The 24,546-nt window shown below is 67.1% G+C and carries 21 protein-coding genes; 7 read left to right on the forward strand and 14 right to left on the reverse strand.

Features of this window, described 5'->3' with window-relative positions:
* Positions 1-23 precede the first annotated feature (23 nt).
* Entirely contained in the window at positions 24-383 is a 360-nt protein-coding gene (locus H289_RS0109095; RefSeq protein WP_081633362.1) for a hypothetical protein, read from the forward strand.
* Here H289_RS0109095 and H289_RS33855 read toward each other — a convergent pair.
* Complete coding sequence (locus tag H289_RS33855; protein WP_020100468.1) at positions 380-2,254, reverse strand: DUF222 domain-containing protein; 1,875 nt, start codon at positions 2,252-2,254, stop codon at positions 380-382. The two genes, H289_RS0109095 and H289_RS33855, sit on opposite strands and share 4 nt — an antisense overlap.
* A 70-nt stretch (positions 2,255-2,324) precedes the next feature.
* Here H289_RS33855 and H289_RS30175 point away from each other — a divergent pair, with 70 nt between their 5' ends.
* Both H289_RS30175 and H289_RS0109110 read left to right on the forward strand, forming a co-directional pair.
* Positions 2,325-3,530, forward strand: a complete 1,206-nt coding sequence (locus H289_RS30175; protein ID WP_020100469.1) for an MFS transporter — start codon at positions 2,325-2,327, stop codon at positions 3,528-3,530.
* Between the two features lie 157 nt (positions 3,531-3,687).
* Positions 3,688-5,121 (forward strand): glyceraldehyde-3-phosphate dehydrogenase, encoded by a 1,434-nt coding sequence (locus H289_RS0109110; RefSeq protein ID WP_029104996.1) that lies wholly within the window; start codon positions 3,688-3,690, stop codon positions 5,119-5,121.
* A 94-nt stretch (positions 5,122-5,215) separates the two neighbouring features.
* Here the strand turns inward: H289_RS0109110 and H289_RS0109115 are convergent, their stop codons facing one another.
* Entirely contained in the window at positions 5,216-5,893 is a 678-nt protein-coding gene (locus H289_RS0109115; protein ID WP_020100471.1) for a TetR/AcrR family transcriptional regulator C-terminal domain-containing protein, read from the reverse strand.
* Between the two features lie 102 nt (positions 5,894-5,995).
* Between H289_RS0109115 and H289_RS0109120 the strand changes: the two genes are divergently transcribed.
* The 3 genes from H289_RS0109120 (at position 5,996) to H289_RS0109130 (ending at position 10,578) form a co-directional block, all read left to right on the forward strand.
* Positions 5,996-7,009 carry an NADP-dependent oxidoreductase gene (locus H289_RS0109120; RefSeq protein WP_020100472.1) on the forward strand — a complete coding sequence of 338 codons (1,014 nt, stop codon included), beginning with the start codon at positions 5,996-5,998 and terminating at the stop codon, positions 7,007-7,009.
* Between the two features lie 7 nt (positions 7,010-7,016).
* On the forward strand, positions 7,017-8,135 hold the full coding sequence (locus H289_RS0109125; protein WP_020100473.1) for an Rv3169 family protein: 1,119 nt from the start codon (positions 7,017-7,019) through the stop codon (positions 8,133-8,135).
* Between the two features lie 112 nt (positions 8,136-8,247).
* Positions 8,248-10,578 carry an arylsulfatase gene (locus H289_RS0109130; protein ID WP_036420322.1) on the forward strand — a complete coding sequence of 777 codons (2,331 nt, stop codon included), beginning with the start codon at positions 8,248-8,250 and terminating at the stop codon, positions 10,576-10,578.
* A 26-nt stretch (positions 10,579-10,604) separates the two neighbouring features.
* On the opposite strand, the gene H289_RS0109135 is transcribed toward H289_RS0109130, so the two are convergent.
* From H289_RS0109135 to H289_RS0109170, 8 genes are all read right to left on the reverse strand, one after another.
* The gene (locus H289_RS0109135) at positions 10,605-11,657 is read right to left on the reverse strand and encodes an LLM class flavin-dependent oxidoreductase (protein WP_020100475.1); all 1,053 of its coding nucleotides are present in this window, start codon (positions 11,655-11,657) and stop codon (positions 10,605-10,607) included.
* Positions 11,657-12,163 (reverse strand): SRPBCC family protein, encoded by a 507-nt coding sequence (locus tag H289_RS0109140; protein WP_020100476.1) that lies wholly within the window; start codon positions 12,161-12,163, stop codon positions 11,657-11,659. Before H289_RS0109140 ends, H289_RS0109135 begins: the two co-directional genes overlap by 1 nt.
* 4 nt (positions 12,164-12,167) lie before the next feature.
* The gene (locus H289_RS0109145) at positions 12,168-12,764 is read right to left on the reverse strand and encodes a TetR/AcrR family transcriptional regulator (RefSeq protein WP_020100477.1); all 597 of its coding nucleotides are present in this window, start codon (positions 12,762-12,764) and stop codon (positions 12,168-12,170) included.
* A gap of 160 nt (positions 12,765-12,924) precedes the next feature.
* Entirely contained in the window at positions 12,925-14,727 is a 1,803-nt protein-coding gene (locus H289_RS0109150) for a fatty acyl-AMP ligase (RefSeq protein WP_020100478.1), read from the reverse strand.
* 61 nt (positions 14,728-14,788) lie between these two features.
* Entirely contained in the window at positions 14,789-15,913 is a 1,125-nt protein-coding gene (locus H289_RS0109155) for an LLM class flavin-dependent oxidoreductase (RefSeq protein WP_029104997.1), read from the reverse strand.
* A gap of 3 nt (positions 15,914-15,916) precedes the next feature.
* Positions 15,917-17,305, reverse strand: a complete 1,389-nt coding sequence (locus H289_RS0109160; protein WP_020100480.1) for an NtaA/DmoA family FMN-dependent monooxygenase — start codon at positions 17,303-17,305, stop codon at positions 15,917-15,919.
* The gene (locus H289_RS0109165; protein ID WP_029104998.1) at positions 17,302-18,480 is read right to left on the reverse strand and encodes an LLM class flavin-dependent oxidoreductase; all 1,179 of its coding nucleotides are present in this window, start codon (positions 18,478-18,480) and stop codon (positions 17,302-17,304) included. Before H289_RS0109165 ends, H289_RS0109160 begins: the two co-directional genes overlap by 4 nt.
* 438 nt (positions 18,481-18,918) lie before the next feature.
* Positions 18,919-20,679 carry an N-acyl-D-amino-acid deacylase family protein gene (locus H289_RS0109170; RefSeq protein WP_029104999.1) on the reverse strand — a complete coding sequence of 587 codons (1,761 nt, stop codon included), beginning with the start codon at positions 20,677-20,679 and terminating at the stop codon, positions 18,919-18,921.
* Positions 20,680-20,818: 139 nt separating this feature from the next.
* Between H289_RS0109170 and H289_RS0109175 the strand changes: the two genes are divergently transcribed.
* Positions 20,819-21,454 carry a TetR/AcrR family transcriptional regulator gene (locus tag H289_RS0109175; RefSeq protein WP_051128443.1) on the forward strand — a complete coding sequence of 212 codons (636 nt, stop codon included), beginning with the start codon at positions 20,819-20,821 and terminating at the stop codon, positions 21,452-21,454.
* Position 21,455: 1 nt separating this feature from the next.
* On the opposite strand, the gene H289_RS0109180 is transcribed toward H289_RS0109175, so the two are convergent.
* From H289_RS0109180 to H289_RS0109195, 4 genes are all read right to left on the reverse strand, one after another.
* Positions 21,456-22,313 (reverse strand): SDR family NAD(P)-dependent oxidoreductase, encoded by an 858-nt coding sequence (locus tag H289_RS0109180; RefSeq protein WP_020100484.1) that lies wholly within the window; start codon positions 22,311-22,313, stop codon positions 21,456-21,458.
* A gap of 63 nt (positions 22,314-22,376) precedes the next feature.
* Positions 22,377-22,802: a hypothetical protein gene (locus tag H289_RS0109185; RefSeq protein WP_020100485.1), complete on the reverse strand. Its 426-nt coding sequence runs from the start codon at positions 22,800-22,802 to the stop codon at positions 22,377-22,379.
* Positions 22,803-22,859: 57 nt separating this feature from the next.
* A complete protein-coding gene (locus tag H289_RS30180; RefSeq protein ID WP_036420323.1) occupies positions 22,860-23,210 on the reverse strand; it encodes a hypothetical protein in 351 nt (116 codons plus the stop codon).
* A gap of 108 nt (positions 23,211-23,318) precedes the next feature.
* Positions 23,319-24,476, reverse strand: a complete 1,158-nt coding sequence (locus tag H289_RS0109195) for an acyl-CoA dehydrogenase family protein (protein ID WP_020100487.1) — start codon at positions 24,474-24,476, stop codon at positions 23,319-23,321.
* Positions 24,477-24,546: the final 70 nt, after the last annotated feature.

Below are 24,546 nucleotides of genomic sequence, written 5' to 3' on the forward strand. Positions count from 1 at the left end.
GGGCGGTACTGGCGGTGATCGCCATGAAGACACACGGGTTCGGCCTCGTCCGCCCGGAGCCGCGTCGCGCGCAGGACGTCGCTCGCGACAGGTGCCAAACCGACGTGCGTAAGCAATTGGCGTCGCCCGAGTCGGCCCAGCTTTCCGACGTGCGCGCGGTTACCGGCACACTGGAGACCGATGGACAGGACATGTTTCCGCTGATGACGGACGAACCGCTGAAAGGCGTTGACCACAGCCGCATCACCGTGTGGAACGTGTCGGGGATTGTCGACGCCAAGGCGGAAGCAGGCGGCACGATTCATGATCCCTTCACCTGCCGCGCCTACTTCGTCGACGGCAATCTGGCCGACACCCTGGTTCTGTTCGACCACGCTCACTAGAACTCCGACTCACGCGGCGGTGGGATGTCTTGTTGCTCTGCGGGTTCGGCGGCCTGTGCGGCTCCTGCTGCTTCGCGTTCTTGGCGTTCTTTGCGTTGGCGGGCGAAGGCTTCTCGAGCAGCTTCGCGCTCGTCGATATCGGCCTGGTTGAGGGCGCGTTCGTAAGCGATCTGCTGGGCTTGGTTTTGGGCGCGGGTGCGGCGCCGGATCGGCATCATGATGCCCCGGCCGGGCGCCGGTGGAGTGTCCAGATCGGGCGCGTCCGGTAACGGACCGACCGGTAGCGGGGTGTCGGTGACCTTGCGGGGAAACAGGATTCGGCATTCGGGCACGCTGATGTAGGTGTGGCCGGTGGGCGCGGTCCACACGATGGTGCCGTCGGGTTGTTGACGGTCCTGCCAGCCGTCGGGGCCGCCGTAGAACGTTTTGAGCAGGTGGTGTTTGCGGCATTTCGGGCTCAGGTTGCCCGGATGCGTCGGCCCGGCCGGCCACGGGATCGTGTGGTCCACATCGCAGTTGGTGGCGGGCTGGTCGCAGCCGGGGAACATGCATGTCATGGCCCGCACCCGCACGAACTCATCCATCGCCGCCGACGGCCGGTAGCGGGGCACTCCGACGAGGTCGGTGGCTGAGGCGACGGTGCGGACTTTGGCGCCGCGGGCCACCAGATCAGCCAATACCGCCGGCGGCACTACGCCGCCGCCGAGGACATAACCGACCGGGGTGCGCACCGGTGCTGGGGGTTTAGTGACACCGGCTACCGGAGCGGGACTGGGCGTCGACTCAGCCGCGGGCGCGGGGTCGCCGGCCGGCTCGACTACCGCAGGGGCCGGCGTTTCGGCGGGCCGTGAATCGGCTGCCGGTGCGGGGTCGGGCGTCGGAGTCTGCGCTGTGTTGTTCAGGGGCGCAGGTGCGGGCGTGAGGACCGCCTCGGGTGTGGGCTCACGTTCGGCTGTGGGCTCGGGCGCGAAGTCCGACTCAGGCGCAGGCGGGGCAGGCGTCGGCACCAGCGGCGCGGCCGGGTCTCCGCTGAGTAGTGGGTCCGCCACCGGGACCGGCAGGGAATCGGTCAACACGTGGATCACCACCGCGGTGGCACGGGCATCGGGTCCGGCGGCCGGGCAGTCGGGATTGCCGCACTGGCACGCCAGCCGATCGCCCCGGGCGGCCAGCACACCGAGCGCGTCGGCGCGGCGCTGCCCGAACGTGCGGGGATCGTTCTCGCACACCTGCCGAGCCATCTCGGTCAACACCCGATCGAGTAGTTCGGCGTCGGTGGCCAGGAGTGCACCCCAGATCGACGCCACCCCGGTCTCATCGTCAGGTTTGCCGATCCCGACCCCGCGGCGGCGGGCAGCCGAGCGCACCTTGATCACCGCTGCCGGATCGAACTTCTGCACCCAGCCGTCGATCTTGCGTTCAATCTTCTTGCGCGACAACCCCGCCCACTCACACAACGCCCCCGCCAGGGCGGCATCGATCACGGCGAGAGTGTTGGGGTCCTCCACCAGGCGGGTGCGCCAGCAGATCGTGCCGACCGTTCTTGCCGAGACGCCGCCGTCGGCGAACACCGCCGCCACCTTCGGTAGCCGGAAGCGCAACGCGACCGCGATCGACAACTGCCCCGACGCCTCGCGCTTCCCCAGGCCCAGCGCGGCTCCGACTTCGGCGACAGCAGCATCCCAGCCATCGCACGCCCACCACTGCCGGCCATCCTGATCATCGACACGCAACATCGCCAGGTCGGCAATGGCCGTGAACTTCCCCGACTCGGCGATATTCGACACCCGGGCGAAATGGATCATCGCGTCGACCACGGAGACGTCGTGCACGAGAACTCCCGTGCCATCGACGCCCACATGTTCGAACATACATTCGATCATGCCAGACGGGTCCGACACGTGCCAGGTATCGCCGCCGGGTCCCGTGCACAATCGGTGCGTGACCGGCCGACCACTCAAGCCCTGGCACTTCGTCCTCGTCTTCGGCGTGGTCAGCCTGCTCGCCGACATGGTGTACGAAGGCGCCCGCAGCATCATCGGCCCCTATCTGGCGACGCTTGGCGCGTCCGCCGCTGTCGTCGGATTGGTCGCCGGCGCAGGCGAATTCATCGGATACGGACTGCGCGTCGTCGCCGGCTATGCCGTGTCGCGCACCCAGCACTACTGGACGTGGACGATCACCGGCTACGCGCTGACCGTGCTGAGCGTGCCGTTGATCGGCGTCACCGGCTCTCTCGTTCCGGCGCTGCTGTTGTACGGCACCGAGCGTCTCGGCAAGGCGGTGCGCTCTCCGGCGAAGGACACGCTGCTGTCGCATGCGTCGACGAGCACTGGTCGCGGCAGCGCGTTCGGCGTGCACCAGGCCCTCGACCAGACCGGCGCGATTGCCGGGCCGCTGCTGCTAGCAGCAGTGTTGAGCGCCCACGCCGGCGACTACCGACTGGCGTTCGGCGTGCTGATCGTCCCTGGCGTGCTGGTGCTGGCCCTCCTCGGCTGGCTCCGGTTCCGTGTTCCGGACCCACGTGACTACGAGCAGGTGCATGCCGCGCCCGCGACCCCGACAGACGGAGCCCTGCCCGCCGCCCCCAAGCCACGCCTGCCAGTGCAGTTCTGGCAGTACGTCGTCGCCACCGGTCTGCTGTCGTGCGGCGTCGCCTCTTTCCCGCTGCTCGCGTTCCACGCCCAACGCACCGGACTGCTCACCGATGCCCAGGTGCCGGTCCTGTTCGCGATCGCGATGGCCGTCGACGGCGCGGCGGGTCTGGTGATGGGCCGCGTGTACGACAAGCGCGGACCGATGGTGCTGCTCGCGGTGCCGCTCGCCGCCGCGTGCTCGTCCATCGCGTTCACCGGCGACCGCACCCTCGTCTGGATCGGCGTCGCGGTCTGGGGCGTCGTCAACGGCGTGCTCGACTCCACAGTGAAATCGGTGGTGACCGAGCTCGTGCCGGCAAACATCAGGGCCATCGCGTTCGGCTGGCTGGCGCTGCTTCGGGGCGTCGCATTGCTGATCGCCGGCGGCCTGCTCGGTGCCGTCTACGACATCTCCCCCGGTTACACGATGGCGCTGATCGTGGTGGCGAACATCGCGGCGCTCGCCGGTTTGGTGCCGGTGTTGCGGCGGATCCAGCCCGCCGCGCGCTGAAACACCTGGGTGAGCGGCTGTTCGGCGCACGTGCCGACGGGCCTGTCAACCCCTACGTGCCCTGCCAGCGGGACGACCTGCAGAACCGGAAATGCCGATCGCTAACATGAATGCGCTGCTCAGCGCGATCGGCCAAGCGACCCGTAGGACAGATGAGTTGAATACACCAGAACTTGCCAATTGGAACACCCAGGAAGCCCTGGCGGAGGCGATGATTCCGATCGTCGGCACCTTGCACCGCACGCGCGGCGTCACCGTCTTGCTGCACAGCCGGTCGCTGGTGAACAAGTCGGTGATCAGCATCCTGCGCACCCACCGTTTCGCTCGGCAGATCGCCGGCGAAGAGCTGTCGGTGGTCGAGACCTTCCCGTTCCTGGAGGCGCTGGCGAACCTGGATCTGGGTCCGGCCAAGATCGACCTCGGCCTGCTGGTGCACGCCTACCGCGCAGACGAGCGCGGCCTCTCTGTCGCCGACTTCGTCGCCGACGCGCTGTCCGACGTCACCGGTGACAACAAGGCCGAGCCGCAAGGCCCGCGTGACGTGGTGCTCTACGGCTTCGGCCGGATCGGTCGGCTCGTGGCCCGACTGCTGGTCGAGAAGGCCGGCGGCGGCAACGGCCTGAATCTGCGGGCCGTCGTGGTCCGCAGCGGTGGCGCCGACGACCTGAAGAAGCGCGCTTCGCTGCTGCGTCGCGACTCGGTGCACGGCCACTTCAACGGCACCATCAAGGTCGACAAGGAGAACAACCTCCTCATCGCCAACGGCAACGTCGTCAAGTTCATCTACGCCAACGACCCCTCTGAGGTCGACTACACCGAGTACGGCATCAACGACGCCATCCTCATCGACAACACCGGCAAGTGGCGCGATCGCGCGGGCCTCGAGCAGCACCTGCGTCCGGGCATCTCCAAGGTTGTGCTGACCGCACCGGGCAAGGGCGATGTGCCGAACATCGTGCACGGCGTCAACCACCTCGGCCAGGACGTCAGCCAGCAGATCTTCTCGTGTGCGTCGTGCACCACCAACGCGATCGTGCCGCCGCTCAAGGCGATGGACGAGAAGTTCGGCATCATCCGGGGCCATGTCGAGACGGTGCACTCGTTCACCAACGACCAGAACCTGCTGGACAACTACCACAAGGCCGACCGTCGTGGCCGTTCCGCGCCGCTGAACCTGACCATCACCGAGACCGGTGCCGCGTCGGCCGTCGCCAAGGCCCTGCCGGAGCTCAAGGCCAAGATCACGGGAAACTCGATCCGCGTTCCCACGCCCGACGTCTCGATCGCCATCCTGAGCCTGCAGCTCAAGAAGGAGACGACGAAGGACGAGGTGCTCACGCACCTGCGCGAGACGTCGCTGTCGGGCCCGCTGAGCCGCAACCTCGACTACACCGCGGCGACCGACGCCGTTTCGAGCGACTTCATCGGTTCGCGTGCGGCGTCGATCATCGACGCGAACGCCGCCATCGTCGATGGCGACCAGGCGATCCTGTACTGCTGGTACGACAACGAGTTCGGATACTCGTGCCAGGTCGTCCGCGTCGTGCAGTTCCTGTCGGGCATCGAATACCCGACGTACCCGCGCAGCTGATCCGCCTTCCGCCGAAACGGCACTCCCGCAGGCAAGTTCACGAAACTTGCTCTGCCGGAGTGCCGTTTCGGCGTTGTGGCCTGTTCGACGGGCGCTAGGCCGGTTCCGGCGGCAGCCCGTAATGCGTCGCAATACCGGTCATTAGCAACGTGATTCGATGCTGGAAGGCCTCGTCACCGAACGGGTCGTCACCCGATTTCGCGATGGCTCGCAACGTCGGGAACTCCGACGGTGAACGCTTCGCGGTGAGCGCGAGGATCCGCGCCAGCCAGGGCTGCCCACTCTCGGAGTACAGGTATTCGCGATGGGCTTCGGTCACGCTGCCGACCGCCATGGTGCTCACCGACGCCCACACCGCAAGGGCGTCGCTCGGCGACAAGCCTTGCGCGGCAAGCGCTTCGACCGCCTCCGCGGTGTACTCCATCTCGACGTCGTGGCCGACCGCGCCACTGACGAACTTCTCCACCAACGCGGGTTCGGCGGCCAGCACCGTCCGGATGTAGGACGCGTAGTCACGGAGCCAGGTGGCCCAGTGCTCGCCGGCGTACCGCGGCGGCGGTGAGTTCGTCAGGGCACTGACGGTGGCCAGGCGCAGCAGGTCGTGCTGGTTTTTCACGTGGTGGTAGAGCCCCGGCAGGCTGATGCCGAGATGCTCGGCGACCCGGCGCATGGTGGCGTTCTCGGTGCCGATCTCCAAAACCGCTGCGGCGATGGCACTCTGGTCGATGCGCGGCGGCCTTCCCCGCCGGGGCGCTGCGTTGTTGACGCTCATCGGACTCTCCTGGCGACCACTTCCACATTCGGGGTTGACGATAACCGAGAGGACTTTTAATAATCAATATGAAAACTCACCGGTACCCACAGAAACGACACGATGAACCGAGATAACCGTCAGATCCTGCTGCGGCGCCGCCCCAACGGCCTGGTCTCCCCCGACGACACCGAGATGGTGACGGTGCCTGCACCGGTCCCCGCCGAGGGCGAAGCACTGCTGCGGACGACCTATGTCGGCGTCGACGCCGCCGCCCGCACCTGGCTGGACGGCGAACCCGGCTATCTCCCGGCGCTGGAGCTCGGTGAGGTGGTGCGCGTGGCCGGCATCGGCGAGGTCGTCGAATCGCGTTGCGACGCCTACAAAGTCGGCGATCTGGTCACCACACTGACCGGCCTGCAGGACTACGCGATCATCCGCGACGACCTGTTCAGCACGCCGGTGGTCGGCTACACCGACCCACTCGCGGTGATGTCGATCTACGGCCCCACCGGAGCGACCGCCTACTTCGGCATGACGGGTGTCGGAAAGCCACAACCCGGCGAGACGGTCGTGGTCTCGGCCGCGGCGGGTGCCACCGGATCGGTGGCCGGGCAGATCGCCAAGATCGCGGGCGCGCGCGTCGTCGGGATCGCGGGCGGTCCGGAGAAGTGCCGCGTGGTGGTCGAGGAGTTCGGCTTCGACGCCTGCGTCGACTACAAGGCCGACGACTTCCCGGCGGCGTTGAAGGCGGCATGTCCGGGCGGCATCAACGTCTACTTCGACAACGTCGGTGGCGACATCCTCAATGCCGCGCTCGGCAACCTCGCCCACCGGGCCCGCGTGGTCATGTGCGGCATCATCACCACGTACCTCAACGGCGACCACCCCAGTCCGTCCAACTATGTGAACCTGCTCTCCACGGCCTCGACGATGCAGGGCTTCATCGCGCTCGAGGAATGGGCGCGGTTCGACGAGGCATTCGCCGCGCTGAGCGGCTGGGAACAGCAGGGCCTGCTGGTGCATCGCGAAACCGTTTACGAGGGACTGGAATCCAGCATCGACGCGCTGAACGGCCTGTTCACCGGGGCGAACATCGGAAAGATGCTGGTGAAGATCAACGAACCGGAGCGGTGACGCCGCCGTGCTGACTCCCTTTGACGACTATCCGATCCACGCCTCGGCCGACCCGGTAGGCGTACCGGCCAGTGGCGACCCCAATCACTATGACCGCTACTGGTTCAACGGCCACCAGCGTGACGGCGATTTCTACTTCGGCGCGGCGATGGGGCACTACCCCGTTCGCGGCATCATCGACGCGGCCTTCAGCGTGGTGAAAGACGGTGTCGAGCATTCGATTTTCGTATCGGGCGCGATGCCCCTGGACCGGTCGGCGACCATTGGCCCCTTCCGCATCGAGGTCATCGAACCGCTACGAACCATCCGCTATGTCGTCGAAGCCAACGAGCAGCACATCTCCTGCGACCTGACGTTCCGAGCCACCACCGTGGCCGTCGAGGAACCGCGTCAGCAGCGCCGCACCGCGGAAGGCATCGTGCTGACCGACCACACGAGGCTCACGCAATGGGGGTCGTGGGAGGGGACGATCACCGTCGACGGCGAAGAACTCGCGGTCAAGTCGGGCGACGTGCCGGGGACCCGGGACCGGTCCTGGGGTATCCGGCCGGTCGGCGAACAACTCGCCGTGTTGCGCCAACCCATGCCGTTCCAGGTCTTCTGGCTCTGGGCGCCACTGCATTTCGGAGACCGATTCACCCACTACGCGTTCCACGAGCACGAGGACGGGCGCCGCTGGCTGGAGACCGCCGCGATCCTGGACCCGTTGCCGGAAGGTGCGTCACCGTGCAGCCGGGTCGGGGTACGCGAGTGCTACGACATCGGCTACGAACTCGACTGGGAGCCGGGACGGCGCGAAATCCGGCGGGCCCATCTGTGGTTCACCGATCCCATCGAGGGCAAGACCCACATCGAACTGGAGAAGCTCTACACGTTCCGGATGCGTGGCATCGGATACTGGCACCCGCACTGGGGACACGGCTCGAATCACGGCCAGTACGAAATCGGCCGGGAATCAATCCGTTTGGACGATTTCGATCCGACGGACTTCACGTCGCTGCACCTGCAGAACATCGTGAAGGCGACCATGGGCGAACGCACCGGGATCGGCGTCGTCGAACAGATCGCCATCGGTCCGCACACCCCGTCAGGGCTCACCGGATTCCTGGACGGCTACCAGGGCTGACCCGTCACGGCACAGACCTCCCCCGCTTACGCGACCGTCAGTGGAGTACGGCACAGTAGACGCCAGCTATCCGAACATCCTTTGCGGTCATCTGGGGAAATGAGGGGTCGAGTTGTCTGACGCGAGTGTCGTGGCGCCGGTACTGCCGAACGGTGGCGTGTTGCCATTCCCGCCGGTTCCATCTGCCAGCATCGCCGGCCGGACGCTGCAGGAATCGACGTACCAGCCGCGCACGGTCCCCAAGCGACTGCACGACGACACCCCCAACATCGTCATCGTCCTGATCGACGACGCCGGTCCTGGGCTGCCGTCCACCCTGGGCGGTGAGGTGACCACCGCGACGCTCGACCGGGTGTGCGCGGAGGGTGTCGCGTACAACAGGTTCCACACCACCGCGATGTGTTCGCCGACGCGCGCCTCGCTGCTGACCGGTCGCAACCATCACGAGATCGGTAACGGGCAGATCGCCGAACTCGCCAACGACTGGGACGGGTATGCGGGGAAGATTCCGCGGTCCAGTGCCACGGTCGCCGAAGTCCTCAAACAGTACGGCTATGCCACGTCGGCCTTCGGCAAGTGGCACAACACCCCGGCAGAGGAAACCACGGCGGCCGGCCCCTTCGAAAACTGGCCCACCGGTTTGGGTTTCGAGTACTTCTACGGTTTTCTTGCCGGTGAGGCGTCTCAGTACGAGCCGAATCTGGTCCGCAACACCACGGTGGTGGCCCCGACGAAGACTCCCGAAGAGGGCTATCACCTGTCCGAAGATCTGGCGGACGACGCCATCTCGTGGCTGCGCCGGCACAAGGCCTTCAACGCCGACAAGCCGTTCTTCATGTACTGGGCGAGCGGCTGCCTGCACGGCCCGCACCACATCATGAAGGAATGGGCGGACAAGTACGCCGGCAAGTTCGACGACGGCTGGGATGCCTACCGCCAGCGGGTGTTCGAGCGTGCCAAGGAAAAGGGCTGGATCCCGCAGGACTGCGAACTCACCGAACGCGATGAGACCCTGCCGGCATGGGACGACATCCCCGAGGACGAGAAGCCATTCCAGCGTCGTCTGATGGAGGTCGCCGCCGGCTACGCCGAGCATGTCGACGTGCAGGTCGGCCGGATCGCCGACGAACTCGATGCCCTCGGCTACGCCGACAACACACTGTTCTTGTACATCTGGGGCGACAACGGCTCCTCGGGTGAAGGCCAGAACGGCACCATCTCGGAGCTGTTGGCGCAGAATGGCATTCCGACGACCGTCCGTCAGCACATCGACGCACTCGATGAGCTCGGCGGACTCGACGTCCTCGGCTCTCCCCTGGTCGACAACCAGTACCACGCAGGATGGGCCTGGGCCGGCAGCACGCCGTACAAGGGTATGAAGCTGTTGGCGTCGCATCTGGGCGGGACGCGCAATCCGCTGGCGGTGCGCTGGCCCGCGAAGATCGCCGCCGACGCCGTGCCGCGCGACAACTTCCTGCACTGCAACGACATCGTGCCGACGATCTATGAGGTGGTCGGCATCGAACCGCCGCGCACCGTCTATGGCGAACCGCAGATGCCGCTGGCCGGCGCCAGCTTCGCCCGCACCCTGGTAGACCGGAACGGCCCGGGCGGCAAGAAGACTCAGTATTTCGAGATCATGGGCAGCCGGGCGATCTATCACGACGGCTGGATCGCGTCAGCACGTGGGCCGCGATTGCCGTGGGTCCCGGGACAACCCCCGGGCATCGCGACGTGGACGCCCGATCTGGATGTCTGGGAACTGTACAACCTGGACGAAGACTGGTCGCAGGCCAAGGATCTCGCCGAACAGCTGCCGGACAAGCTTGCGCAGATGCGGGAGATGTTCGCCATCGAAGCGGCCCGGAACGCCGTGCTGCCGATCGGTGGCGGGCTGTGGGTTCCCGTGTACCACCCGGAATTGCGCATTGCGCCGCCGTTCCGGGAGTGGCAGTTCTCCGGCGACATGATCCGTATGCCCGAGTTCTGCGCCCCGGCACTGGGCAACAAGAACAACGTGGTGACCATCGACGCCGACGTCCCCGAGAACGCGTCCGGCGTGCTGTACGCCCTGGGCAGTGGCGCCGGCGGCCTGACCTGCTACCTCGAGAACGGCCACGTCCGCTACGAGTACAACCTGTTCATCCTGCAGCGCACCAAGATTCAGTCCGAGGCTGCGATCGCGCCCGGCCGGCACACCATCACGGTGACGACCCAGTACGCGGAACTACGTCCCGGCGGCCCGCTGGACATCACCGTCGCCGTTGACGGCTCAGAGGTGGCATCCGGCACGGTTCCGATCAGTGCGCCACTGCTGTTCACCGCGAACGACTGCCTCGATATCGGCACCTGCCTCGGGTCGCCGGTGTCGATGGATTACCGGGAACGCGCACCCTTCCCGTTCGAAGGGCACATCCACCAGGTCCACGTCGCCTACACGTAGTGCGCGGGGCGAGTTGCCGCGGCGGGCTACCGGTTGATGGAATGCACCAGGTCGATGGCGGCACCGAGTGTGGTGAACCGTTCCTCGAGCGTCTCGCCCGCCGGGTAGATCCGGACGGTGTCGACGCCGGCATCGCACCACACCTGCAGGCGATCGCGCACCATGTCCGCGGTGCCGATCAACGTGGTGGCCAAGATCATCTCGTCGGTGATCAGCGCCGCCGCGCCGTCGCGGTCGCCGGACTGCCAGCGTTCACGGACCGCCGCCGCGACCTCGCCCCAACCCTGCCGGCTGTACGCCTGGTTGTAGAAATTTGTTGAGGCCGAGCCCATTCCACCGAGGCTGAACGCCAACTCGGACTTCCGGGCGTCGATCAGCGTCTTGAGATGGGCCTCGTCACGCGCGAACGACACCTCGGCGCCCTGGCAGATGTCGAGGTCGGCCCGCGTCCGGCCGGAGCGGGCGAGGCCGTCGTCGAGGTGTGCGAAGTAGGCGTCGTCCGCGCCTTCGGGCACGAAGCTGGTGCCGAGCCAGCCGTCGGCGACCTCGCCGGTCAGCCGCAGCATCGCGGGCGTGAGACTGGCGATGTACAGCGGGATTTCGTGTTCCGCCCGCATCGACAACCGCATCGGCTTCACATCGCCGCCCGGCAGCGGGATGTGGAATTGCTTGCCTGCGTACGAAACCCGGTCGCCCGCGATGGCCTGGCGGATGATGTCGATGGTCTCGCGCATCCGGCCCAGCGGCTTGGCGAACGGTACGCCGTGCAGTCCCTCGATGACCTGTGGTCCCGACGCGCCGAGGCCCAGCAGGAAGCGGCCGCCCGACAGATTCGACAGCGTGATCGCGGCCTGCGCGATCGCCACCGGCGTGCGGGTGCCGAGCTGAATGATGCCCGAACCCAACAACATCCGTTCGGTGCATGCCGCGTAGTAACCGAGTGCCGACGGAGCGTCGGATCCCCATGCCTCGGCGACCCAACAGATATCCAGGCCCATCTTCTCGGCCTCGGAGACGAAAAGTCTTTGATGGTTCCAGTTTCCGAGGCTGGCGGCCTCGACCGTCGTCGCCGCGCGCATCAGCTCTCCGCCCGCTGCTTGATGTGCTCCAGGACCCGCTGCATGCCGGACTCGAATTCGCGGAGCCGGTTGAAGACGATCTTCTGCTCCTTGTCGGGCATCCGGGCAATCGCCAATGACAACCCCGACGGCGCAGGCCCCATCTGAGCCCATTCCACGAGCCGGGTTCCGGTGCCCTCGGGGCGCAGGCTCAGGCGCCAGGTTGCGGTCGGATTGCCGGCGTCGCCGATGGCCCAGGCCATCACCTGCTGGGGTTCGTACTCAATGATCTCGGACTCCGTCGACCAGTCCCCGAGTGCGGGATGACTGTTATGGCCGACGAAACGGGCTCCGAGACAAGGTGCGTCGCAGTCCCCCAGCCACTCGACTCGCTGCAACTCGGGGCTGCACTCGGGCATCACCGTGATGTCCGACGCCAGCTCCCACACCCGGGCCACGGGCGCGTCGATCCACGTCGAAACCTCGACGGTCGGGGCGTCGGCATACACCGCACCGGTCCACTCCATGATGTCAACTTCCCTTCGGGGTACGTGCGTCGGCGGCAAAGAGTGTCCGGGCTGCCAACAGCAGCTTCAGTTCGGCGTTGACATCATCGAGCGGCTGCAGGCTCGACGTGGCGCGGCACATGGTGATCGCACCTTCGATGGCCCCGAGCGACATGGTGGCCAGCCTGCGGGCGACTGCGGTATCGAGACCATCGGCCACCAGGCAATCGGTGACCAGCTGATGCCAGGTGCGGAAAATCTGATTGGCATGCTGGGCCAGCGCGGAGCCCGGCACAGCACTGACGGCAATGGACACCACCGGACATCCGGCGGCGAAATCGCTCTGCTGCAGCAGCTTTCGCCAGAACGCGGTGAACGCATCGACAATGGCGGCCGGCCCACCAGGCGCGGCATTGGAGATGAGCCGCGAGATGGCATCACCGCTGAGCTGCGCGGCCTCGTCGATGATCTGCGCACGCCCGGCGGGGAAATGATGGTAGATCGAGCCCCGAGGTGCGCCGCTGCGGCTCAGCACGTCGTCGAGCGTGACGCCGTCTACGCCGCGTTCACGCAACAGCTCGACGGCAGCGAGCACCATCGACTGGCGGGTGTCGGGCGGCATTGGACGACTCCTGGCGGGCGGATCAATCGAGTCGAATTATGATCATGTTCATATTGGAGAGTCAAGAGTGGACTGAATACTGCCGAAACCCGCACGACAAGTTGCCTGACGGCCGCCCGAATATGAACCGTTTCATAGCGGCTCGTGGGAACCACCTGGACTACAGGCTGCCGTCCAGATAGGCGGCCCTGCAGGCACGGCGCGCCAGCTTCCCGCTGGTGGTCCGCGGGATGCCGCCGGCGGGCAGCAGTCGGACGTCGGAGACGGTCACGCCATGACGCTCCGAAACGAGCGCATGGACCGACTCGATCGCCGGCTGAGGATCATGGCGGGCCGTGCCCGACGCACGTTCGGCGATGATCACGAGCTGTTCGCCGCTGTCCCCCGGCACGCTGAAAGCCGTCACGTAGCCGCGCCGCACCAGTGGTGACGCATCGGCGGCCGTCGTCTCGATGTGCTGCGGATAGTGGTTCTGCCCGCCGATCGTGATCACGTCGGCCAGACGACCCGTGACATACAATTCGCCGTCGAGGTAGAAGCCCAGATCGCCTGTCCGCAACCAGGATCCGTCGATATCAGAGCCGTCGGCGTGACTGTTCAGCGGCAAGGTGCGGCGCAGTCGAGCATGGAAAACCTCTCGGGTCTCCTCGGGCAACCCCCAGTAACCACGGCCGATGTTGTTGCCCTGCAACCAGATCTCGCCGACTCGACCGTCGGGCTGTTCGGTTCCGGTGGCCGGATCCGCCATCACCACCCAGAGACTGCTCGCCGGCTGCCCGCACGCCACCTGCGCCACCGCAGCCGGTGCGTCCTCGGCCACCGGCACCGCCGCGCCGGACGCAAGCTGCTCGCGGTCGAAGTACCGCACCGTCGCCTCCGCATCGGGCGCGATGTTGGATACGAAAAGTGTTGCCTCGGCGATGCCGTAGGACGGCTTGATCGCCGTCTTCGGGAGTCCAAACGATTCGAAGACCGAGTTGAAGCTCTTGATGGCGTCCATGCTGACCGGCTCCGAGCCCACGATCATCACCACATTCGCCAGGTCGATGTCGTCCCCCGGGCTCGGCGCACCACGATGCGCGGCCCATTCGTAGGCGAAATTCGGTGCAGCAGTGACCACTCGGCCGACCTTCGAGCCCTCGGACAACGCCTGGATCCACCGCAGCGGCCGGCGGATGAACGCGGTCGGCGACATCAACGTCGAGTGCCCGCCGTACACCGTGGGAAAGCCGATCATCGACAGCCCCATGTCGTGATACAGCGGCAGCCAGCTGACGCCGTGTGTGTTGCGATCCAGCATGTCGATGGACAGGATCATCTGAATCAGGTTGGTGCCCACCGCTTTATGGGTGATCTCTACGCCGACGGGCGGGCGGGTCGCGCCCGAGGTGTACTGCAGGTGCGAGACGTCGTCGATCTCGAGGTGGACGGGTTCGAACGAAACGCCCGCGTCGTCCGGCACCTCATCGATGGCGATGACCGTCGGAGCACCCAGGTCCGGATGCGCGGACAGGAATTCGGTGACGGCCGGCCGCGCCGCCGCAGTCGTCAGGATCGCCGCCGGTCGCGCGTCGTGGAGCGCGATGTCCAAACGCTCGGCATGCCCTGGCAATTCGGGCGCGAACAACGGCACCGCGATGGCGCCCGCCTTGATCGCCGCGAAGAACCCGGCGACATAGTCGAGGCCCTGCGGCGCCATGATGGCAACGCGGTCACCGCGCTCGATGACCGCCTGCACCCGGGCCGCGATGGCCGCCAGCCGCACCCCGAGCTCGGACCACGTCACTTCGAAAGTTCGCACATCGGCACCGGAGTAGTCCAGGTAGCGGTACGCCACCATGTCGGGCAGATGCGCGACGTTCCCGTCGATCAGGGCGATCAGCGTCGCGCCGGGTGGCAGCGTCACCGCCCCGGCGTCGTCGACGCAGTCCTCGATCTGGAAAAGGCCGCTACCCGGTGTCATGGGTCCAGCCTAAGCGCACCCTTGAAAAAGGCTGCGCCGCTACACATCTATTTGTAGCTGTTCACCGCCGGGACCACTCGTCGGCCAACAGCTCGTAGGAACGCACCCGGTCCCGGTGGTCGTGGGTGATGGTGGTGACGATCAACTCGTCGGCCCCGGTGGCGTCGCGCAGCCGTTCCAGCTTGTCGGCGACCTGTGCGGCGGACCCGACGAACTGGGTGTCCACCCGGTCCGCGACGAGTTCACGTTCGGCGGCCGTCCAGTTGTGCGCCCGCGCCTCGGCCGGGGTCGGAAACGGGATGGCGCCTTCGGCGGTGCGGATGCTGCGCACCCACAGGCCGTATCCGGTGGCGAGTTCGAGGGCCGTGGCCTCATCGTCGGCGACGACGACGTCAGCCGACACGGCGACGTAGGGCGCGTCGAGTTCGGCCGATGGGCGGAACGCGGCCCGGTAGGCGTCGGTCGCCTCGAGTACCGACGACGGTGCGACGTGGTAGTTGCTCGCGAACCGCAGCCCTCTGGTGCCGGCTACTTCGGCGCTCTCTCCGCCGCTGCTGCCCAGGATCCAGATCTGAAGGTCGGCGCCTTCCCCGGGGACGACCCGCGCCGCCAGGCCGTCCGCGTCGCGGTAGACCCCGGCGATGAACGCCAGGATGTCGTTGATCTGGTCGGTGTAGTCCTGCGACTGCGCGCCCGGCAGCTGCAGCAGCGCCCGTTGGAGGGCGAACCGCGGAGAATTCAACAGCGGCCGCGGGTCGAACTTCGGTGGGATCAGCAGCCCGTGCGCCCCGTTGCGGGTGCTCGGGGTGCCCACCGCGGCACCCACCGGGACCTTGGGTTCCCGCGGCTTCCCGCCCGAGCGTCCCAGGCCGAGATCGAACCGGCCCGGGTGCAGGGCGTCGAGCAGACCGAACTCTTCGACCGTCGCAACCGCGGTTCGGTGACCCATCTGCACCGCGCCCGAGCCCAGGCGGATCGTGGAGGTCTCCGCGGCGGTCAGCGCGAGAAGCACAGCCGGTGAGGTGCCGGCGATACCGGGATTGAGGTGATGTTCGGCGAACCAGAAGCGCGTGTAACCCAGGGCCTCCGCGCGCTTGGCGAGGTCGATACTGTTGCGTAGCGCTTGCGGTGCAGTCGAACCCGACGAGATCGGCACCAGATCGAGCACGGTCAGTGGAGTAGCCATGAGCTACGACGCCACTTCTGCGGAGACATTCGTGCGCACTGCCGGCCGCGGCAGCGGCGCCAGTCCCAGGTGGTCGCGCAACGTGGTGCCCGTGTAATCGGTGCGGTACGTCCCGCGCTCCTGGAGCAGTGGCACCACCCGGTCGACGAACGGGTCGAGCCCGCCGGGTGTGATGTGCGGGACGAGGATGAATCCGTCGCTGGCATCGGCCTGAACGAATCGGTCGATCGTCTCCGCGATGGTCTGGGGCGATCCGATGAACGACTGGCGCCCGGTGACTTCGACGATCAGCTCGCGCGTCGTGAGGTTCTGCGCCTCGGCTTTGGCCCGCCACTCGGCGGCAATCGCGAGCGGGTCCCGGAACATGCGCACACTGGCCCGCCCTCGCGCGATGGTGTTCTCCCCCACGACCGGGTCCACCGCCGGCAGCGGCCCGTCCGGGTCATGATCGGAGAGGTCGCGGTTCCAGAGCTGTTCGAGGAACTTGATCGCCGTCTGCCCGGACACCTGGGCGAGCCGGACCTCGTGTGCGAGGTCGGCCGCCTCGTCATCGGTGTCGCCGATCACGAACGTCGCGGCGGGGAGGATCAGCAACTCGTCATGGCGCCGCCCGTAGCGCGCCAACCTGCCCTTGACGTCGGTATAGAACGCCTGCCCGGCTTCCAGCGTGCTGTGCCGCGAGAAGATGGCGTCCGCAGCGGACGCCGCGAACTCGCGACCTTCGTCCGAGTCGCCCGCCTGAAAGATCACCGGACGCCCATGCGGGCTGCGCGGCACATTGAACCGGCCGTGGATGTCGAAGTGGCTGTCCGTGTGCTCGAACGCACCGGCATCGGGATCGGACAGGAACACGCCGCTCGTCTTGTCCGCCACGATCTCGTCGCCGTGCCACGAGTCGAACAACTCCAGCGCCGTCTGCAGGAATGTCTTGGCCCGCTCGTAGCGCTCATCCTCCGCCAGGAACCCGCCACGGCGAAAGTTCTCGCCCGTGAACGCATCCCACGATGTGACGACATTCCAGGCCGCGCGGCCGTCGGAGAGATGGTCCAGCGAGGCGAACTGCCGAGCCACCTCGTAGGGCTCGTTGAAGGTCGAATTGATGGTGCCGGTCAACCCGATTCGCTCGGTCACCGCGGCCAGCGCGGCCAGCACGGTGAAGGTGTCCGGACGCCCGACGACGTCGAGGTCGTAGATCTCGCCGTTCTGTTCGCGCAGGCGCAGGCCCTCGGCCAGGAACAGGAAATCGAATTTCCCGCGCTCGGCCGTGCGCGCGAAGTGCTCGAAGGAGCTGAACTCGATGTGGCTGCCGGCCGCGGGGTCACTCCACACCGTGGTGTTGTTGACGCCCGGAAAGTGCGCTGCGAGATGAATCTGCTTGACTGGCTTGCTCATTGGCTGCTCCTTGCGTAACGGTTGGCCGGATGTGACAGCCCGAGCAGGCCACGTAACGTGTCCGCTTCGTACTCGTCGCGGAAGAGTCCGCGGCGCCGCAGTTCGGGCACCAGTTGCTCGGTGATCTGGAGCAGGTCGTGCGGTAGGGCCGCCGGCCGCAGCCGAAATCCCGTCAACCCGGCGCCGTGCCACTCCGTCAGCAGGTCGGCCAATTGTGCGGCGGTTCCGGCGAAAACTGCTGCATCGCTCCGGTACTCGGCACCGGCGAGGTCGTCGAGCCGGCGCCTGCGGGCCTGTGCCGCCGACGCGCTGTCGTCGAGAAACACCACCACGTCGCCGAAGATGTGCAACGGCTCGGACCCGCGGCCCGCGTCGTGCTGCAGCCCACGGATTTCCTCGACGACAGCTACGGCCTGTGCGGCATCGCCAGGGGTGACGAACCCGACGTCCGCACTGCCGGCGATCAACTCGTGGGCGGCGCGGCCGTGGCCCAGCGCCGCGACGATCGGCTGCCCCTGCGGTGGGCGCGGCGTGATGGACGGACCTTTGACCGAGAACCAGCGGCCGCTGAAGTCGATGTAGTGCAGCTTGTCCCGGTCGATGAAGCGCCCGGTGGCCGCATCGCGGATCTCCGCGTCGTCCTCCCAGCTGTCCCACAACCGACGTAGCACCTCGACGTAATCGGCGGTCTCGGCGAAGTACTCGTCGGCCCGCGACCGGGCCGCAGCCTCACGTCGCCCGAAGTGCGCAGCGACATCCGGGCGGCCGGCGATCTGGACGCGCACGCCGGCCCGGCCGGCGCTCACGTAGTCGAGCGTCGCGATGGACTTCGACACGTGGAATGGCTCGGTGTGGGTGACGACGGCCGTCGGCACCAGCCCGATCCGCCGGGTACGTGGCGCGATCCGCGCCGCGATCAGCACCGCGTCCAACCGGCCGCGGACCCGATCGACGCGATGGTCCGGCACGAAGGGATCGTCGGACTGGATCGCCAACGAGTCCTCGATGGTCACGAAGTCCAACGCTCCACGCTCTGCCTCGAGGACCAGGTCGGTCCAGTAGCCGGCGCCGAAGAGGTCGGCGGGTCGTGCATCGGGTTCGCGCCAGGCGGCCGGGTGCCAGCCGGCGCCGTCCAGCGCCACGGCCAGATGGATTCGGCTCGACGAATCAGGCATCACGCAACCTGCCTTCCTGACGGGATAGGACCACTCTGCCGAGCCGCGCGCAGATCGCGGCGGTGGCGGCAGCGGCAGCGCCAGGGTGGGGAATAGTCGGCCGAGTGGTCGGCACGTCCGGTAGGCGGACGCTCGGCCGGCGCGATGGCCGAGCCAAGGGCAGGCCAGCAGGATCGCCGGTGGCCGCCGGAGACACCCGAGCAGCGTGCACCGGGACATCAAACCGGCTCAGTACCAACGCGTTTCACAGCCGGTGGAAGTCGACGGCGTCCGCCCGTGGCACACCTCGCGGCGAATGACGTGGCCCCAGGGGCAGGTTGCTTCGACACGATCTTCAGAGCGCGCTTGCCGCCTCCGCACCGCCCTACAGGCACCGCGATGCTCCTGAAATCATCAGGATTCCAATCCCGCAGCGGGACTGGTGTCGGGCCCTTCCGCCTAGCGGATGCCGCGGACCAGGCGGCCCGGCCGCGCGCCGGTGTCGATGCCGTGCCGGCGGGTGACGGTGCCGCTGACGATCGTCGCGTCGTAGCCACTTGCGCCCTGCACCAAGCGTTTTCCGCCAGCGGGCAGGTCGTGCACCATCTTCGGTGCGTGCAGCGTCAGCGCGTCCAGATCGATGACGTTGAGGTCGGCCTTCTTGCCCACACTGATGACGCCGCGGTCGGACATGCCGTAGAGCTGGGCGGTGTCGTGCGACTGCTTGCGGATCACGTACTCCAGCGGCAGCTTCTCACCGCGGTGGCGGTCGCGCGCCCAGTGCGTGAGCAGGAACGTCGGGTAGGAGGCGTCGCAGATCATGCTGCAGTGGGCGCCGCCGTCGGAGAGACCGAGCACGCCGGCAGGGTGCGTGAGCATCTCGCGGATGGCGTCGTGGTTACCGTCCGAGTAGTTGAACATCGGGTACATGAGCATGGCCCCGGCGTTAGCTTCGAGCATCAGGTCGTACATCGCAGCCAGCGGGTCCACACCGCGCCTTTCGGCGATCGCAGCGACGGTGCGCTCGACAGTCGGCTCGTAGTCTGGCGGTTCGCCGATGTGGTACAAGCGATTTGCCGCATTCTGCGCCAGCATGAACATGCCGTCGAACAGCTTCGTGGGATCGATCGGCAGGTCGTTTTCTGCCAGGATCGCGGCCCGCACCGCGGGTTCGGCGAGCTTCTCGGCCAGTTCTTCGCGCGTGCATTCGGCGACCAGCCGACGGTAGGTCGGCCGGTGGGTGAAGGCGTGATGGCCGGGGAAGCCCAACAGCATGCCGAACGGCCGCGCCGCCACCTGCGGGAACAACCGGCTGCCCGCCTGGTGTGCGGCGGCAGAAAGGTCCAGCTGCTCGCGCCACAGATTGGGGTCGGCGTCGACCTGGATGAGCGCGAAGCTCAGCGCACAGTCGATCTCCTCGCCGAGCCGTCGCATCCAGTCGAGTTCCTTGCGGGGCGCGATGATGTCCTCGCCCGCCGCACCCTGCGGGGCCAGCTCGAAGACGGCCGCACCGCCGGCCGCGGTGGCCCGGCCCAGCGCGAACAACTCGTCCTCGGCGGCGAAGGTGCCGGGCACGGGTTCGCCGTCCATGGCACGGTGCGCCAACGTGCGTGACGACGAAAAGCCCAGCGCGCCGGCCTCGATCGCTTCCTGCACCAGTTTCGCCATGGCCTTGATGTCGTCGGCGGTGGCGGGTTCGTTGCGGGCGCCGCGCTCCCCCATGGCGTACGCGCGGACCGCGCCATGCGCGATCTGGGTGCCCATGTCGACGGCCAGCTCGCGCTGCCCGATGACGTCGAGGTACTCGCCGAAACTCTCCCAGCCCCAAGTGATGCCCTCGGTCAGGGCCGTGCCGGGGATGTCCTCGACACCCTCCATGAGCGCTATCAGCCATTCCTCCTGACCGGGGCGCACCGGCGCGAAGCCGACGCCGCAGTTGCCCGCGACCACCGTCGTCACCCCGTGGTTGCTCGACGGCTCCAGGACGCTGTCCCAGCTCACCTGGCCGTCGTAGTGGGTATGAATGTCCACGAAACCGGGCGCGACGATCTTGCCGCCGGCATCGATCGTCTCGGCCGAATCACCGGACAGCACAGGGTCGTTCGGACCGCGGCGGTGCACCTCGACGATCTTGCCGTCCTTGATCGCGACATCGGCGGTGAACCGGGCGGCCCCGGTGCCGTCGACGACTGTGCCACCGGTGATCTTCAGATCGAACACATCTGCTCCCTCGTTGCTGCCCGCGAACATCCGTCAGCGGCAGTACTGTAACAGTGTTACACCGTGATGGGCGGCAGATCCAGAGACTGGACGCAGCCCTGGTGTGATTAGGTGGTCGGCAAGCCCGAAGGAGGTGGTCATGGCTCAGGCAACCCAGCGCGGGTCGGATGGCCCGTCGAAACCTGTTGACGCGCAACTCATTCTGGATACCGCCGCGGCGCTGCTGGAACGCGACGGGGTCGAGGGCTTCTCCATGCGCAGCCTGTCCGAGCACCTCGGCGTCGCCGTCACATCCATCTACTGGCACGTCGGCGGCCGGGACAAGCTGTTCGACCACCTGATCGATCGGCTGATCGAGGTGATGGCGAGCCTGCCCGCCACCGGCGATACGCCGGCCGATCGCATCGCGTCCCTGGCCCGCGCACAGCGCACCGCGCTCATCGAACGCCAGCACCTGATGGCGATCGCGCACGAACGCGACCGGACGCCGTCGCTGTTCCAGTCCGTGCAGCAGACCCTCGCCGCCGAACTGGCCGCGCTGGGCATCACCGGCAACCGCGCGGCCCTGGCCTTGCGGTCCATCGAGGTGCACGTGATTTCGTCTGCGCTGATGCAGTTTTCGGCGATCCGCAGCGGCGAGCACGAGGAAGAGGACCCGTCACTGTGGGGCGACGACTGGCCGGATCAGAAACTGGTCGACGCCCTGCGCTCGCCGACCGACTACGACGCGGTGTTCGAGTACGGACTGGCCGCCCTCCTCGCCTCTCTGGGGTGACCTATTTGGTGGCGAACCGGCGGGTGCGCAGCTTCGGGATCGCCTGCTCGCTGAGGACCCGGGCGCGTTCGGCCATGGCGCCGGCGATGGCGTCGGGATGCGTGGTGAGGTAGAAGCCGCCGGCTGCCGACTGGTCGAAGATGGCCTCGGCCGCGGCGAGCGGATCCATGGCGGAGAGCTGGTGCATCGCCGCGCGCTCGGACTCTGAGGCGTCGGCGGCGTCCCCGCTTCCACTGTCGACACCGCCGGCCGCCGTGAAGATGTTGGACTGCACCGGTCCGGGTAGCACCGCCTGCACGCTGACGTGGTCGTCGTGCCCGGCGAGCTCGACCTCGACGCGCAGACACTCCGTCAGTGCGAGCACGGCGTGCTTGCTGACGATGTAGGGCGCCTGCAGCTGCACCGTCGACACGCCGCCGACCGACGACATGTTCCACACCCACGCCGGTTCGTCCGACGCCAGCATGGCAGGCAGGAAGGCCCGCACACCGTGGAAGACACCGTTGACGTTGACGTCCATGACGCGGTCCCAGTTGGCGACAGGCGTGTCCCACAGGTACCCGAACTGCTCGATGCCGGCGTTGTTCACCAGCAGGCGCACCGGCCCGATCTCGCGGTTGACCCGGTCCGCCAGGGCCTGCACGGCCTCGGCATCGCGTACGTCGCACACCGCGTCGACGGCGGTTGCGCCCGTCGCGGACAACTCGTCACGCAGGCCGGCGATCGCGGCGGCGTCGACGTCGGCCAGCACCGTCGTCATCCCGAGCTTGGCCGCATACCGGGCCAGACCGGCCCCGATGCCCGAGCCGGCACCCGTGATGACCGCAACCCCACCACCGAACAGTTCCTGTGCACCCATGGCCGAAGTAAATCGCAGGGCACGGGCTCGGACAGGGCGAACGTCCGATCAGTGGAATGCCGGTCAGACCGGCTGGACCTCGACTTCGGCTCTCGGCGCCGCGCGCAGCACGCACCGCGCATAGCCGATCCAGGTCACCACGCAGGCCACGATGCCGATGGCGATCATCGGCGTGACCGCCTGACCGAGAACCACTGCGACAGAATCACTTCCGGCCAGCCGCCGGTCGACCGCGCCACCCGTCATCAACGGCAGCAGACTGACCACGAAGCACGCGATGGCCGCGGCCAGCGCGGTGCCGAACATGGCGCGTATCGCAGCGACGATCATCGTGCCGGCAGCGAGCACGATCAGCACGGCGAACGGCAGCGGCCGCAGCGCGGCGCCCAGGTTCCCGGTGATGTCCCAGATCCCCCAGCCGCTCATGGAACCGTGGCCATGGTCGTTGTGCGCGGTGTACCACGGCAACACGGCAGCGACGACGATCATCGCGAAGGCGATGACCCCGATCGCCCACCGCGTCAGTACGTTCTCGATCTCGACTCCTCATACCCCCGTGAACGTGGGCTGCATCAGCGTCAGCATGGCCATCGCCAGGCTGATGAGCAGACACAGACTCAACACGATCATCGCACCCACCAGCAGCCAGCGGCCCATCCGGCGGCGAATGCGCGTCAATTTTGCGATGCGGCGGTCCTCGACGTAGCTGATGGCGACCATGGCGAACGCGACGTCGATGTGCTCGTCGCCGACGGTGGCGGCGCCCGCCGCGATCTCCTGCAGGCGTCCGGGCTCGATCTGCACTCCCGCGACGGCGAAGCGCCGACTGAGTCGGCGCGCCTGACCCCGCGTGAGCGGGTGGTCGCACACGTGCACGTGGTGTCGTGGGGCTGCCACTTACGTCGTTCCCTCGATTCGGGCACCTCACCCGAGCCGGAAAATGCAGAAAGGCGCCCGAGAGTGAAGTTACTCCGACGGGCGCCTTCGCACACTGCGACAGTCGATTTAGAGGCCCATGTCCTTGGCGATGATCATCTTCATGACCTCACTGGTACCGCCGTAGATGCGGCCGACGCGGTTGTCGGCATACAGCCGGGCGATCGGGTACTCGTTGATGTAGCCGTAGCCGCCGTGCAATTGCAGGCAGCGGTCGATCACGCGCGCTGCCGCATCGGTGCAGAACAGCTTGGCCTTGGCGGCGTCGGCGGCGGACAGCTCGTCGAGATCGTGGGCTTCCATGGCACGGTCGACGACGGCTTCCATCGCGTCGACGTCGGCCTGGCAGGCGGCGAGCTCGAACTTGGTGTTCTGGAACGAGGCGACCGGCTTGCCGAACACGGTGCGGTCCTTGGTGTACTGCACGGCGAATCGGACGGCGGCCTTGGCCTGCGCGTATGCGCTGACGGCGATGCCGAGCCGCTCGCGCGGCAGGTTCTGGCCGAGGTAGTTGAAGCCCTGGTCGGCCTCGCCGAGGATGTCCTCGACCGGGACCTTGACGTCGGTGAAGTTGAGCTCGGCGGTGTCCGAGCAGCGCAGGCCCAGCTTGTCGAGCTTGCGGCCGACCGAGTAGCCCTCCAGCTTGGTGTCGACCACCAGCAGCGAGATGCCGAAGCGGCGGTCGTCTTCCTTGGGGGCCGATGTACGCGCGCAGACGATCACGCGGTCGGCGTGTACACCGCCGGTGATGAAGGTCTTGGAACCGTTGAGGACGTAGTGCGTGCCGTCCTCGGAAAGCTTTGCGGTGGTGCGCATTCCGGCCAGGTCGGAACCGGTGCCCGGCTCGGTCATCGCGATGGCGAACATGATCTCGCCGCTGAGCATGCCGGGGAACCAGCGCTTCTTCTGCTCTTCGTTGCCGATGTCGCGGATGTAGGGCAGACACAGGCCGACGTGCACGCTGGAGCCACCGAACGACACCGCGGCGCGGGCGAGTTCCTCGGTGAGGATCGCCTGGAACTTGTACGAGGTCAGGCCCTCGCCGCCGTACTCCTCCGGGATTTCCGCGCCGAAGATGCCGAGTTCGCCGAGCTTGTAGTAGAACTCACGCGGCACCAGGCCCTTCTCGAACCACTCGTCGTAGACCGGACTGACCTCGGCCTCGACGAAGGCCCGGATCATGGCCCGGTAATCCTCATGCTCTTCGCTGTAGACCTCGCGTTTCACAGACAACTCCTCAAAAGTGGTGAACAGTGTTAGCTTGTTGCTGTCACCATAAGCTAACAACGTTCGCTAA

Source organism: Mycobacterium sp. 360MFTsu5.1, assembly GCF_000383495.1.
Lineage (GTDB): Bacteria > Actinomycetota > Actinomycetes > Mycobacteriales > Mycobacteriaceae > Mycobacterium > Mycobacterium mucogenicum_B.

Coding starts and splice junctions, on each gene's coding strand:
- H289_RS0109095 (WP_081633362.1), top strand. CDS start 24: ATGAAGACACACGGGTTCGGCCTCGTCCGCCCGGAGCCGCGTCGCGCG.
- H289_RS33855 (WP_020100468.1), bottom strand. CDS start 2,254: ATGTTCGAACATGTGGGCGTCGATGGCACGGGAGTTCTCGTGCACGAC.
- H289_RS0109115 (WP_020100471.1), bottom strand. CDS start 5,893: ATGAGCGTCAACAACGCAGCGCCCCGGCGGGGAAGGCCGCCGCGCATC.
- H289_RS0109120 (WP_020100472.1), top strand. CDS start 5,996: ATGAACCGAGATAACCGTCAGATCCTGCTGCGGCGCCGCCCCAACGGC.
- H289_RS0109135 (WP_020100475.1), bottom strand. CDS start 11,657: ATGCGCGCGGCGACGACGGTCGAGGCCGCCAGCCTCGGAAACTGGAAC.
- H289_RS0109140 (WP_020100476.1), bottom strand. CDS start 12,163: ATGGAGTGGACCGGTGCGGTGTATGCCGACGCCCCGACCGTCGAGGTT.
- H289_RS0109145 (WP_020100477.1), bottom strand. CDS start 12,764: ATGCCGCCCGACACCCGCCAGTCGATGGTGCTCGCTGCCGTCGAGCTG.
- H289_RS0109150 (WP_020100478.1), bottom strand. CDS start 14,727: ATGACACCGGGTAGCGGCCTTTTCCAGATCGAGGACTGCGTCGACGAC.
- H289_RS0109155 (WP_029104997.1), bottom strand. CDS start 15,913: ATGGCTACTCCACTGACCGTGCTCGATCTGGTGCCGATCTCGTCGGGT.
- H289_RS0109160 (WP_020100480.1), bottom strand. CDS start 17,305: ATGAGCAAGCCAGTCAAGCAGATTCATCTCGCAGCGCACTTTCCGGGC.
- H289_RS0109165 (WP_029104998.1), bottom strand. CDS start 18,480: ATGCCTGATTCGTCGAGCCGAATCCATCTGGCCGTGGCGCTGGACGGC.
- H289_RS0109175 (WP_051128443.1), top strand. CDS start 20,819: ATGGCTCAGGCAACCCAGCGCGGGTCGGATGGCCCGTCGAAACCTGTT.
- H289_RS0109180 (WP_020100484.1), bottom strand. CDS start 22,313: ATGGGTGCACAGGAACTGTTCGGTGGTGGGGTTGCGGTCATCACGGGT.
- H289_RS0109185 (WP_020100485.1), bottom strand. CDS start 22,802: ATGATCGTCGTCGCTGCCGTGTTGCCGTGGTACACCGCGCACAACGAC.